The organism is Aquirhabdus parva (assembly GCF_003351745.1).
Classification (GTDB): Bacteria; Pseudomonadota; Gammaproteobacteria; order Pseudomonadales; family Moraxellaceae; genus Aquirhabdus; species Aquirhabdus parva.
Genome location: NZ_CP031222.1, coordinates 2,484,469 through 2,497,566, shown reverse-complemented (window position 1 = coordinate 2,497,566; position 13,098 = coordinate 2,484,469). Strand labels below are relative to the sequence as shown.

General features: G+C 46.8%; 7 protein-coding genes. 3 read left to right on the top strand and 4 right to left on the bottom strand.

Annotation, left to right across the window (positions count from 1 at the left end; translation table 11 throughout):
* Nucleotides 1-173: 173 nt before the first annotated feature.
* The 3 genes from rpoB (at nucleotide 174) to rimI (ending at nucleotide 9,339) form a co-directional block, all read left to right on the top strand.
* Nucleotides 174-4,265, top strand: coding sequence for a DNA-directed RNA polymerase subunit beta (gene rpoB / locus HYN46_RS11235; protein WP_114899475.1), 4,092 nt, complete (start codon nucleotides 174-176; stop codon nucleotides 4,263-4,265).
* Between the two features lie 189 nt (nucleotides 4,266-4,454).
* On the top strand, nucleotides 4,455-8,681 hold the full coding sequence (gene rpoC / locus HYN46_RS11230; protein ID WP_114899474.1) for a DNA-directed RNA polymerase subunit beta': 4,227 nt from the start codon (nucleotides 4,455-4,457) through the stop codon (nucleotides 8,679-8,681).
* Between the two features lie 184 nt (nucleotides 8,682-8,865).
* Nucleotides 8,866-9,339, top strand: coding sequence for a ribosomal protein S18-alanine N-acetyltransferase (gene rimI, locus HYN46_RS11225; protein WP_210009141.1), 474 nt, complete (start codon nucleotides 8,866-8,868; stop codon nucleotides 9,337-9,339).
* 11 nt (nucleotides 9,340-9,350) lie between these two features.
* Here rimI and HYN46_RS11220 read toward each other — a convergent pair whose 3' ends face one another.
* From HYN46_RS11220 to HYN46_RS11205, 4 genes are all read right to left on the bottom strand, one after another.
* Nucleotides 9,351-10,145, bottom strand: coding sequence for an arginyltransferase (locus HYN46_RS11220; RefSeq protein ID WP_114899473.1), 795 nt, complete (start codon nucleotides 10,143-10,145; stop codon nucleotides 9,351-9,353).
* A gap of 84 nt (nucleotides 10,146-10,229) precedes the next feature.
* A complete protein-coding gene (gene aat / locus HYN46_RS11215) occupies nucleotides 10,230-10,991 on the bottom strand; it encodes a leucyl/phenylalanyl-tRNA--protein transferase (RefSeq protein ID WP_114899472.1) in 762 nt (253 codons plus the stop codon).
* Nucleotides 10,992-11,044: 53 nt separating this feature from the next.
* Nucleotides 11,045-12,004 carry a thioredoxin-disulfide reductase gene (trxB, locus tag HYN46_RS11210; protein ID WP_114899471.1) on the bottom strand — a complete coding sequence of 320 codons (960 nt, stop codon included), beginning with the start codon at nucleotides 12,002-12,004 and terminating at the stop codon, nucleotides 11,045-11,047.
* 283 nt (nucleotides 12,005-12,287) lie between these two features.
* Nucleotides 12,288-12,923, bottom strand: a complete 636-nt coding sequence (locus HYN46_RS11205; protein WP_162818165.1) for a hypothetical protein — start codon at nucleotides 12,921-12,923, stop codon at nucleotides 12,288-12,290.
* Nucleotides 12,924-13,098: the final 175 nt, after the last annotated feature.

Sequence of the window (13,098 nt, the reverse complement as noted above, 5' to 3'; positions counted from 1 at the left end):
CAGTTCTATTTTGCCCTCCATGCAAAGTCTCATCTTTGTAGGTCTAAAGGGTAGGGTATTTCTGTTCAGATTAAGTTGTAGAGTTTTTTGGTTTTAAGTTTTTGATTGAATGCTTTTGTCTTTTGTTTTATGAAGCGAGCATTATCTTGCACCTACTTTTTTGAGGACTTCCAATGGCATACTCCTATACCGAAAAGAAACGGATTCGCAAGAACTTCGGCAAATTGCCCAATGTGATGGAAGTGCCATACCTGCTTTCCATCCAAGTTGATTCTTATCGCGCTTTTTTACAAGATGGTAAAACTGCGAAGCAACGCGAAGACTTCGGTCTGCAAGCGGCTTTCCGTTCGGTGTTTCCTATCGTCAGTTACTCGGGTAATGCTGCACTTGAGTTTGTTGAATATCATTTAGGTAAGCCTGAGTTTGACGTACGCGAATGTATTTTGCGTGGTTCAACGTATGCTGCACCAATGCGCGTCAAAATTCGTTTGATCATTTATGACCGTGAAACCAAATCGATTAAAGACGTACGCGAGCAAGAAGTGTACATGGGCGAAATGCCACTGATGACCGATAACGGGACATTCGTGATCAACGGTACTGAGCGTGTGATCGTGAGTCAGTTACATCGTTCACCCGGTGTGTTCTTTGACCATGACAAGGGTAAAACCCACAGCTCAGGTAAAGTACTGTATTCCGCACGTATCATTCCTTACCGTGGCTCATGGTTGGACTTTGAGTTTGATGCGAAGGATTTGGTTTTCGTTCGTATCGACCGTCGTCGTAAGCTCCTTGCTACGATTATGCTGCGTGCATTGAACTACACCACTGAACAAATTCTCGATATGTACTACGAGAAAGTGCCTGTCTATTTGGCAGACGGTGGTTATCAGATCGATTTGATTCCAGAACGTCTACGCGGCGAAATGGCTCAGTTTGACATCGTTGGTAAAGGCAACAAAATCATCGTCGAACAAGGCAAACGTATCAACGCACGCCATGTTCGTCAAATGGAAGAAGCTGGCCTGACCAAGCTGCCAGTTCCTGATGAATACTTGTATGGCCGTATTCTGGCACACAACGTTTACAACAAAGCGGGCGATCTGATCGTTGAAGCAAACACTGTTTTGGTTCATGAAGTACTCGTAAAGCTGGTTGAAGCAGGTGTTGTAGAGTTCAACATGCTGTTCACCAACGACATCGACCGTGGATCATTCGTTGCGGATACTTTACGCGCAGATACGACTCGCAACCGTGAAGAAGCTTTGGTCGAAATCTACAAAGTCATGCGTCCGGGTGAGCCACCAACTAAAGATGCGGCAGAGAACCTGTTTAACAACCTGTTCTTCAGCTCAGAACGTTATGATTTGTCACCTGTCGGCCGTATGAAGTTCAACCGTCGTTTAGGTCGTCCATACGAAGTGGGTACTGATCAAGCCACCCGTGAAATCGAAGGCATCTTGTCCAACGAAGACGTGGTTGACGTGCTGAAAATGCTGGTTGATATCCGCAACGGTAAAGGCGAAGTGGATGACATCGATCACTTGGGTAACCGTCGTGTACGCTCTGTCGGTGAAATGACTGAAAACCAATTCCGTGTTGGTTTGGTCCGTGTTGAACGTGCAGTTAAAGAACGTCTGAACCAAGCTGAAACTGAAGGTTTGTCGCCACAAGACTTGATCAATGCTAAGCCAGTGGCTGCAGCGATCAAAGAGTTCTTTGGTTCAAGCCAATTGTCACAATTCATGGATCAAAACAATCCATTGTCAGAAATCACGCACAAACGTCGTGTTTCTGCACTTGGACCTGGTGGTTTGACTCGTGAGCGCGCTGGCTTTGAAGTTCGCGACGTTCATCAAACCCATTATGGTCGTGTTTGTCCAATTGAAACCCCTGAAGGTCCAAACATTGGTTTGATCAACAGCTTGGCGGTTTATGCAAAAGCCAATGAGTTCGGTTTCTTGGAAACACCATATCGCCGTGTTGAAAATGGTGTGGTAACTGACCATATCGAATATCTGTCAGCGATTGAAGAAACCGATACCGTGATTGCACAAGCTGACTCACCACTGAACAAGAAAGGTGAGTTGACGGATGACCTCGTGTCCGTTCGTCATCATGGCGAATTCATTCGTATGACCCCAGAGAAGGTCACCCACATGGACGTTTCACCACGTCAGGTGGTTTCGGTAGCCGCCTCGCTCATTCCGTTCCTTGAGCATGACGACGCGAACCGTGCATTGATGGGTTCAAACATGCAACGTCAGGCGGTGCCTACACTGCGTTCTGACAAGCCACTCGTGGGTACAGGCATGGAGCGTCACGTTGCACGTGACTCTGGTGTGTGTGTGGTTGCTGGTCGTGGTGGTGTGATTGACTACGTTGATGCGAGCCGTATCGTTGTGCGTGTGCATGAGTCTGAAATGCATGCAGGTGAGGCTGGTGTTGATATTTACAACTTGATCAAATACACCCGTTCTAACCAGAACACCTGTATTAACCAAGATGCAATTGTGAATCGTGGTGATGTTGTGGCACGTGGCGACATCCTCGCAGATGGTCCTTCAACGGATCTCGGTGAGCTTGCGCTCGGTCAAAACATGCGCGTGGCATTTATGCCATGGAATGGTTATAACTTCGAAGACTCGATCTTGCTGTCTGAGCGTGTTGTACAAGAAGATCGTTTCACATCGATCCATATCCAAGAATTGTCATGTGTTGCACGTGATACCAAATTGGGTACTGAAGAAATCACTGGCGACATTCCAAACGTTGGCGAAGCCGCGTTGTCAAAACTGGATGCTGCCGGGATTGTTTATATCGGTGCTGAAGTGAGCGCAGGCGACATTCTGGTCGGTAAGGTTACGCCTAAAGGTGAAACCCAGCTGACCCCAGAAGAAAAACTGCTGCGTGCGATTTTCGGTGAAAAAGCTGCGGACGTGAAAGACTCTTCCTTGCGCGTACCATCAGGTACTAAGGGAACAGTTATCGACGTTCAAGTCTTTACTCGCGATGGCCTTGAAAAAGACGAACGTGCGATTGCTATTGATAAAGCAGAACTGGATGCATACCGCAAAGACTTGAAAGAAGAGTTCCGTACTTTCGAAGAAGCGGCGCGTAATCGTGTTGAACGCTTGTTGAATGGTCAGAAAGTCAATGGCGGTGGCGGTATCAAGCGTGGTGTGGTGCTGGATGAAGAAACCATCAATGGTTTAGAAACAGCGCAACTGCTTGAGATCCAACCGGCTGATGATGATATTGCAGCGCGTTTAAGCCAAATCCAAGAATACTTGAAAGAGAAAGATCTTGAGATTGAAGCGAAATTCGTTGAGAAAAAACGCAAAATCAACCAAGGCGATGAGCTGGCTCATGGCGTGTTGAAAGTGGTTAAGGTTTACTTGGCTGTCAAACGTCGCATCCAACCGGGTGACAAGATGGCGGGTCGTCATGGTAACAAGGGTGTGGTTTCGGTCATTATGCCTGTCGAAGACATGCCATATGACATCAACGGTGAACCTGTTGATATCGTTCTGAACCCGCTTGGTGTTCCATCTCGTATGAACGTGGGTCAGATTCTTGAAACCCATATGGGCTGGGCCGCCAAAGGCTTGGGTCAAAAGATTGATCGCATGTTGCAAGAACAGCGGAAAGTTGCTGATCTGCGTAAATTCATGGATCAAATCTACAATCAAGTCGGTGGTGAGCAAGAAGAACTGGCGAGCTTGTCTGATGATGAAGTCTTGGCATTGGCTAAAAACTTACGTGGCGGTGTTCCTATCGCAACGCCAGTATTTGATGGTGCAGAAGAAAGTCAAATCAAACAATTGTTGACCTTGGCTGACTTGTCAGAAACCGGTAAGCAAGTACTGTTTGATGGACGTACAGGTGACCAGTTTGATCGTCCTGTGACCGTTGGTTATATGTACATGCTCAAACTCAATCACTTGGTTGACGACAAAATGCATGCGCGTTCAACCGGTTCGTATTCACTGGTTACACAGCAACCGCTCGGTGGTAAAGCGCAGTTCGGTGGTCAGCGTTTCGGGGAGATGGAAGTGTGGGCACTGGAAGCATACGGTGCAACTTATACCTTGCAAGAAATGCTCACTGTGAAGTCAGACGATGTCGAAGGTCGTACTCGTATCTACAAAAACATCGTGGATGGCAATCACTACATGGATCCGGGCATGCCTGAGTCCTTCAACGTGTTGACCAAAGAGATTCGTTCTTTGGGTATTAATATTGAGTTAAAAGGCGAAGATTAAGCCTTTTCCAAAGCCGTAAATCGATGTTGATGTCGGTTTACGGTTGTTTAAGATCAATGAGTTGACTGGAAAAGTGTGAAATTTTCGCGAAGCTTGCTTGCTATAGTTGTGACAAGTGGGCTTAGCGCATTAGACAGTATACAAATGACCCCTTCCGAGTGAACACACCTCGGACAACGGAGAAATGACTTGAAAGACTTACTCGATATTATGCGTAAAAAGCCGGGTTCGGATGAAGTTCTAGCGAACTTTGACCGTATTCGGATTGGTCTTGCTTCACCAGAAATGATTAAGTCATGGTCACACGGTGAAGTGAAGAAGCCAGAAACCATTAACTATCGTACGTTCAAACCAGAACGTGATGGTTTGTTCTGTGCAAAAATCTTTGGACCGATCAAAGATTACGAATGCTTGTGTGGTAAATACAAGCGTATGAAATATAAAGGCGTGATCTGCGAAAAATGCGGCGTTGAAGTAACGACAGCAAAAGTTCGTCGTGAGCGCATGGGTCATATTGACCTTGCATCACCAGTTGCGCATATCTGGTTCTTAAAATCACTGCCAAGCCGTATTGGTTTGTTGCTTGATATGACTTTGCGTGATATCGAACGCGTTCTTTATTTCGAAAGTTATGTTGTGACTGATCCAGGCATGACACCTTTTGAAAAATTCCAATTGCTTGGCGATGAAGAATATTTCAATGCGCTGGAAGAGCATGGCGATGAGTTCACTGCAAAAATGGGTGCTGAAGCGATTCAGGACTTATTGCGTGACATCGACTTGGAATCAGAAATTGCACGCTTGCGTGAAGAAATTCCAAATACGACATCAGAAACCAAGCTGAAAAAATCTTCAAAGCGCTTGAAATTGATGGAAGCATTCCGCGATTCAAACAACAAGCCTGAATGGATGGTCATGACCATTCTGCCAGTTTTGCCGCCTGATTTGCGCCCATTGGTTCCACTAGAAGGCGGTCGTTTTGCGACTTCTGACTTGAACGATTTGTATCGTCGCGTCATTAACCGTAACAATCGCTTGAAGCGTTTGCTTGAATTGTCTGCTCCAGACATTATTGTGCGTAACGAAAAACGGATGTTGCAAGAAGCAGTTGATGCGCTACTTGATAACGGTCGTCGTGGTCGTGCGATTACGGGTAGCAACAAGCGTCCGCTGAAATCTTTGGCTGATATGATCAAAGGTAAACAAGGTCGTTTCCGTCAGAACTTGCTCGGTAAGCGTGTGGATTACTCGGGTCGTTCAGTGATTGTGGTTGGACCAACGCTACGTCTGCATCAATGCGGTCTGCCGAAAAAAATGGCATTGGAACTGTTCAAGCCGTTTATTTTTGCAAAACTGCAATCTTCAGGCATGGCAACAACCATCAAAGCTGCGAAGAAAATGGTTGAACGCGAAACCCCAGAAGTGTGGGACGTTCTTGCGCACGTAATTCGTGAACATCCAGTCATGTTGAACCGCGCGCCAACGCTTCACCGTTTGGGTCTGCAAGCGTTTGAACCGACACTGATTGAAGGTAAAGCGATCCAGTTGCATCCGCTCGTTTGTACCGCGTTTAACGCCGACTTCGACGGTGACCAAATGGCGGTTCACGTGCCGTTGACTATCGAAGCACAGCTAGAAGCGCGTGCCTTGATGATGTCAACCAACAACATCTTGTCTCCAGCGAACGGTGAACCAATCATCGTACCGTCACAGGACGTTGTGTTGGGTCTGTACTACATCAGCCGTGACACGATCAATGCACCTGGCGAAGGCATGGTGTTTGCCGATACGCAAGAAGTGGATCGTGCTTTGGCAACCAAATTCGTGACAGTACACAGTCGCATTAAAGTGCGTGTGAACCAGACCGTATTTGATGAAAATGGCGAAAAAGTAACAACCACATTCTTGGTTGATACCACACCAGGTCGTTGCTTGCTTTGGAAAATCTTGCCAGAAGGGATGACCTTCGACCAAGTCAACCAAGTCATGACCAAAAAGAACGTATCTAAACTGATCAACTCGGTTTACCGTACTTTGGGCTTGAAAGCGACCGTATTGTTTGCTGACCAATTGATGTACCTCGGATTTGCGCAAGCAACTCACTCTGGTGTATCTGTCGGTATGGAAGACATGCTGATTCCGCCAAACAAAGAAGAGATTATTGGTAAAGCGGATACTGAAGTTCGCGAAATCGAAAATCAATTTGAGCAAGGCTTCGTAACAGCTGGTGAACGCTATAACAAAGTGGTCGACATCTGGTCACGTACCAACGAACAAGTTGCGAAAGCGATGATGGACAACCTGTCTACTGAAGTCGTCATCAATAAGAAAGGCGATGAAGAAAGACAGAAATCGTTCAACTCGATTTACATCATGTCCGACTCTGGTGCGCGTGGATCTGCAGCGCAGATTCGTCAGCTTGCCGGTATGCGTGGTTTGATGGCTAAACCATCAGGTGAAATCATTGAAACGCCTATTAAGGCGAACTTCCGTGAAGGTCTGACCGTTCTGCAGTACTTTATTTCGACACACGGTGCGCGTAAAGGTTTGGCGGATACGGCGCTGAAAACTGCGAACTCTGGTTACTTGACCCGTCGTTTGGTTGACGTGGCACAAGATTTGGTGATCACTGAGCCAGATTGTGGCACCGATGACGGTATTTACATCACGCCCTTGATTCAAGGTGGTGACGTGATCGAGCCACTACGTGACCGTGTATTGGGTCGTGTGGTTGCTGTTGACTTGTTGACACCGGGTAGCGATGAAGTGCTGGCTCCTGCTGGTACGCTGCTGGATGAGAAGTGGGTTGATACCTTAGAAGTTGCTGGTGTGGATGAAGTTAAAGTTCGCTCAGTGATTAGCTGCCGTACACGCTTTGGTGTCTGTGCGAAGTGTTATGGTCGCGATCTAGCACGCGGTCACTTGGTAAATGCGGGTGAGTCTGTGGGTGTTATGGCTGCACAGTCGATCGGTGAGCCAGGTACTCAGTTGACCATGCGTACGTTCCACGTGGGTGGTGCCGCAAGCCGAGCTTCTGCGGTCAGCAGCATTCAAGTGCGTAACAAAGGGACGATTCGTTTCCACAACATCAAAACCGTAAATCACCATAAAGGTCATTTGGTTGCCGTATCACGTTCTGCTGAAATTGGTGTGGCGGATGATATCGGTCGTGAGCGTGAGCGTTATCGCTTGCCATACGGTGCGTCGATCAGTGTACAAGATGGACAAGCTGTTGAAGCAGGTCAGATCATTGTGAACTGGGATCCGCATACACATCCACTGATCACCGAAGTTGCGGGTCGTGTTAAGTTCGTTCAAATCACCGAAGGTGTGACTGCAACGACCAAAACCGAGGATGCAACGGGGATGTCTTCTATTGAGATTCTTCAAGCGAAAGACCGCCCAGCATCAGGTAAGGAACTGCGTCCTTCGGTCGCATTGTTTGATTCAAACGATCAACCGCTGATGGTTGAGGGAACGGATCAACAAGTTCAATACTTCTTGCCAGCACAAACCGTTCTTACAGTGCGTGATGGTGATGTGATCGGTGTTGGTGATGTGATTGGTCGTGTACCACAAGAATCATCACGTACTCGTGATATTACCGGTGGTCTGCCACGTGTGGCCGACTTGTTTGAAGCGCGTAAACCAAAAGAGTTTGCGATTCTGGCTGAAGTTAGCGGCGTGATCACTTTCGGTAAAGAAACCAAAGGTAAGAATCGCTTGCTGATCACTCCAGAAGACGGCAGTGAAGTGCATGAAGAGTTGATTCCAAAATGGCGTCAAATCAACGTGTTCGAAGGTGAGCATGTAGAAAAAGGTGAAGTGATCAGTGATGGTCCACAGAACCCGCATGACATTCTGCGTCTGAAAGGCGAAGAGCAATTGGCGACTTATATTGTCAACGAAGTGCAAGACGTTTATCGCTTACAGGGCGTTAAGATCAACGATAAGCACATCGAAGTTATTATTCGTCAGATGCTGCGTAAAGTGGACATCATCGAAGGCGGTGACTCATCGTTCATCAAAGGCGAACAAGCAGAATACGCGCGCGTCTCTGAAGAAAATGAAGCATTGCTGGCCCAAGGTAAGTTCCCAGCACGTTTTGAGCGTATCCTGATGGGTATCACCAAAGCATCGTTGTCAACTGACTCGTTCATTTCTGCAGCGTCTTTCCAAGAAACAACTCGTGTTCTGACCGAAGCTGCAGTAACGGGTAAAGAAGATGATCTGCGTGGCTTGAAAGAAAACGTGGTTGTAGGTCGTTTGATTCCTGCAGGTACGGGTCTGGCCTATCACTTGGCACGCCGTCAGCAAGAAGCTTTGGAAGCTGAAGTTGAGCTATCAACATTAGCAACCGACTTCTCTGAAGTGGATCAAGCATTCAGTCAGGCATTGAACGAAGAGCAAATCTAACAACTTCGATGAAGTCCTTAGATCCGCAATTCAAATAAAAAAGAGGCTCATTTGAGCCTCTTTTTTTATGGATGTTCTTTACGTTTAGAGGCTAGTCTGTGCGGGTTTAAGTCAAGCTTTAAAATTGACCTGTTATAATGATCCTTATTAACGTATTTAAAATTCAATACCCCTCGGACTCACTATGTCGAAATATGCTATTCGTGTGATGCAGGCACAAGACGTCTCTGCAGTCGCAGCGATTGAGCAACAAGTGGAATATCATCCATGGACAGCGAACCAGTTTCATGAAAGTTTAAACGCGGGCCAACGCTGCACGGTGATTACAGATGGTCAGCAGGTGGTGGGTTTTTGTATTTTACAACCCGTTCTTGATGAGGCTAATTTACTGTTGATGGCGATTGATCCAGCCCTGCAAGGGCAGGGACTGGGCTATCTATTGCTTGAAGAGTCTATTGAACGCTTGGGCGAAGGGTGCGTCATGATCTTTCTTGAAGTGCGGCAAAGCAATCAAGCGGCCATTGGTTTATATCAAAAGGCGGGATTTCATCAAATGGGTATACGCAAAAATTATTATCTCGCCGATCGTGCTCACTTTGCCAGTGGCAAAGAAGATGCAGTCTTGATGGCTTTAACGCGGGGTAATCCTTTTGCTTAATCGCTTGATGTCTAGCGCAGGCGTTTATAATCCTGAATACTTTCATCCCGCGACAATCGTTTGACGAGAATATCCATTTCAGTCACCGTCATCGGACGGGAAATACGTTGCCAGCGTCCATCCAATAGCACTTCTATGGGTAGGAAGTTGGATTTATAGCGCATTTTTTCAGATTGCGGCACCCAATAACCCAAGTAAACATAGGGAAGGCGATTGGCTCGTGCCCATTCAATTTGCTGCATGATGGCAAAGGTACCGAGGCTACGCTTGTTTTCATCCGGATCATAGAAGGTGTAAACCGCTGAGATACCATCATCTAGAGGGTCGCAGGTTGCCACGACCATCAGGCGATCATTCAGCCAGAATTCAATAAAGAAGCTATTAGCGCCTCCTGTGACCAAGAATTTCTCAAATTGCTCACGTGTCGGCGGGAACATATCGCCATCTGCATGGCGCTCAATGATATAGCGTGCGTAAAGACGATAGTGAATATCGGTTGCATGTCGGGTTGAACGGATCGCCATGCGCAGATCTTTATTGCGATTAATGGCGCGACGTTGACTACTATCTGGTTGAAACTCTTCGGCAGGAATACGCGATGACAAGCACTGACGACAATGATGGCATTCCGGTTTGTAAATAAAATCGCCGCTGCGACGGAATCCTTGACGTGAAAGTTCAGAGAGTGTTGATAAATCAAGATCACGAACGGGATCAATAAAAACCATGCGTGCAGCACGGTCATCCAAATAGCTACACGGATGAGGCGGTGTGATGTAAAACCGAATGTTTTTCATGTTAGACATGAGGCGACATACTCCGGTGCCATTTGAATAAAATTTGAAAATAATGTGAGGTTATTGCTCATCATTCCAAAACGTTTGGATCCTTTACTTAATCAAGCCCGAAAAAAGTTCCGGGGTCAACAGTTCGGCGCAGTTAAAGTGACGATTCTGTAACAAATGCCAATCTGGGGCAGATTCAGCGAGCACTTGTTTTAATTGATGCAAAAATTGTGCACGTGGTAGTGTGGTTGCGCCAAGACTCATCAGGTGATCGTTTGGCAGTTGGCAGTCCACAAAGGGGAAGTTAGATGCCGCACAGAGTTTCATCAAAAAGGTGAAGGCCATTTTTGAGACATCAGTGCGGAGGCTAAACATCGATTCGCCAAAGAATGCCTGTCCAATTTGGACACCATACAATCCACCCACTAACGTTGTATCACCTTGCTCAGTTTGCTCCCAGACCTCCACACTATGTGCTAAGCCTGCAGCATGTAGTCCACAATAGCCGGTGATGATCTCTTCATTGATCCATGTCCCTTCGGCATAAGCACGAACCCCTGCGCAAGCACGCATGACTGCTGCAAAACTATGGTCGAGGGTGAGGGTGTATCGGTTCTTTTTAAGCGCGCGAATCAGTGTTTTTGAGGGCTTGAATGTATGGGGGATGATGATGCAGCGCGGTTCCGGACTCCACCAGCAAATGGGGTCATCTTCATTAAACCAAGGGAAAATACCCGCTTGATACGCAGCAAGAATCGTTTCAGGTGCCAGATCTGCCCCAACCGCGACCAAACCTTCGCCTTCTGGGTCAGCCTGAGTAGGATCGGGGAATTGCCAAAGACTCGGCGGTAATTGAGTGGACTGCATCACACACACTCATGGCGATGCAGTAGGGGCGAGCTTGTAGTCATTAAAGGCAATTACAGACCATCTAAGAAACGTTCTGCATCAAGCGCGGCCATACAGCCTGAACCTGCTGATGTGATTGCCTGACGGTAGATATGGTCAGCGACGTCACCAGCGGCAAATACACCAGGGATACTGGTCTGAGTCGCATTACCTTGGGTACCGCTTTTCACGACCAAGTAGCCATTGTGCAGCTCCAGTTGGCCTTCAAACAAACCGGTATTGGGTTTGTGACCAATCGCGATAAATACACCTTGTACATTAACATCTTGAGCGCTGCCATCCGTTGTACTCTTGATGCGTACGCCGGTCACACCCGCATCATTACCAAGGACTTCATCGACTTGATTGTTCCAAAGAATAGAAATTTTGCCTTCTTTTTCACGTTCAAATAAATGGTCTTGCAAGATCTTCTCAGATTTAACCTTGTCACGGCGATGAACCAAAGTGACATGGCTGGCAATGTTCGCCAAGTAGAGCGCTTCTTCCACCGCAGTATTACCACCACCAACAACCATGACAGGTTGATCTTTATAGAAAAAACCATCACAGGTTGCACAGGCACTAACCCCACGACCAGCAAATGCTTGCTCAGATTCAAGTCCCAAGTATTGCGCTGTTGCACCAGTCGCGATAATCAGCGCGTCACAGGTGAACTCCTCCATATCCCCAGTCAGGCGAAATGGGCGCTGGGAAAGATCAACCGAGTTGATATGGTCATAGACGATCTCTGTGCCGTAACGCTCAGCATGTTCCTGCATACGCTCCATCAGCGCATTGCCTGTTAAACCATGCGGGTCACCTGGCCAGTTGTCCACTTCATTGGTAGTCGTTAACTGTCCGCCAATTTGTAAACCGGCAACCAAAACTGGTTTTAGATTAGCGCGTGCAGCATACACGGCTGCACTATAGCCTGCAGGTCCTGAGCCTAAAATGAGTAAGCGGACATGACGTGTTTTGACGGCGGTGTTCATTAGAATCATCCTAAAGTGTGTTGAATATGGTGCATCATCATTTATGTCGATTATACGGTAGCTTGAGTGTTCTTTTAGTCAAGATTGACAGGATGTAACCAGAAAGTTTCAATCGCTCAAAAGAACAGCATCATCGTGCATGACACGATGTATATCAGCAGCGTTTAGCAAAATGGGTTGTCCATAAGTGATTCATAAAAGCAAGATGCAATCCTACACTTATCAATGGGGTGTTTTGCAATTTTTCCAGCATGGAAATAATGATATTCATGATCGGAAAAATCTATCGTGGGTTAGATTCTATCGTACCCTCTTGCTGGGTCATACGTTGTCGTTCAATGCGTTTCAACTGGATAATATCATTTGCAAACTGTTTTGCCGCTTGCTCACGCTTGGTTTTGAGTGAGGTAACATTGGTTGTGGACTGAGCGAGTAGCTGTCGATTATTGTCAAGCTGGGATTTGATGTTTACAGGAATCGGTTTGTTATTCCGCTCATAACCCGCTGCTAGGGATATACTGCTGTTGAGAGCGGTAGTGAGCTCCTGGCTTTGCTGTTCTCCGCGTTTAATTTGATTATCTATTTCGCTGAGTTCTCGGTCCCGTTGCAGTACTGCACGGTCTGATGAGGTGTAAGTTTCTACTAAGTGACGATCGGCGATTTGTTTTTCGATCGCCTGCTCACGTTGTGCCTTCTGCTGATCATAGCGCTGCGTTGAAAAAGGCGGGACGTGCCTGATGATCTGCATATGACTATCCAATACATCGTAGCCATGTGACATATGTTGTTCGCTGACAGAGGAGCTTAGCGTTGGAATCCCATTGTCATAATAGCGATACCAGCGATTCGGTGTGGTTGTGGCAGCTAGTGCCGTAATAGAAGAGAGTGTTAGCCCACATAGCACGCATGACGTCAGCAATCTTTTGTCCATAACTGACGGTAATTGTAATATTTGTGCCAAACCTTGCACAGAATGCTGAGAATGCCTTTTCAACAAACTGAATATATTGAAAAAGAATTTTCGAGCAAAAAATACGGTTGGCATACAATGTGCTTTTGTTCTGGGGCTATAGGTGGTGGGCATGTGCCGAGCT

What these genes read in the sequence shown, in the direction of transcription:
- rpoB (WP_114899475.1), top strand. Translation starts at nt 174, where the DNA reads ATGGCATACTCCTATACCGAAAAGAAACGGATTCGCAAGAACTTCGGC.
- trxB (WP_114899471.1), bottom strand. Translation starts at nt 12,004, where the DNA reads ATGAACACCGCCGTCAAAACACGTCATGTCCGCTTACTCATTTTAGGC.
- HYN46_RS11220 (WP_114899473.1), bottom strand. Translation starts at nt 10,145, where the DNA reads ATGTCTAACATGAAAAACATTCGGTTTTACATCACACCGCCTCATCCG.
- aat (WP_114899472.1), bottom strand. Translation starts at nt 10,991, where the DNA reads ATGCAGTCCACTCAATTACCGCCGAGTCTTTGGCAATTCCCCGATCCT.
- rimI (WP_210009141.1), top strand. Translation starts at nt 8,866, where the DNA reads ATGTCGAAATATGCTATTCGTGTGATGCAGGCACAAGACGTCTCTGCA.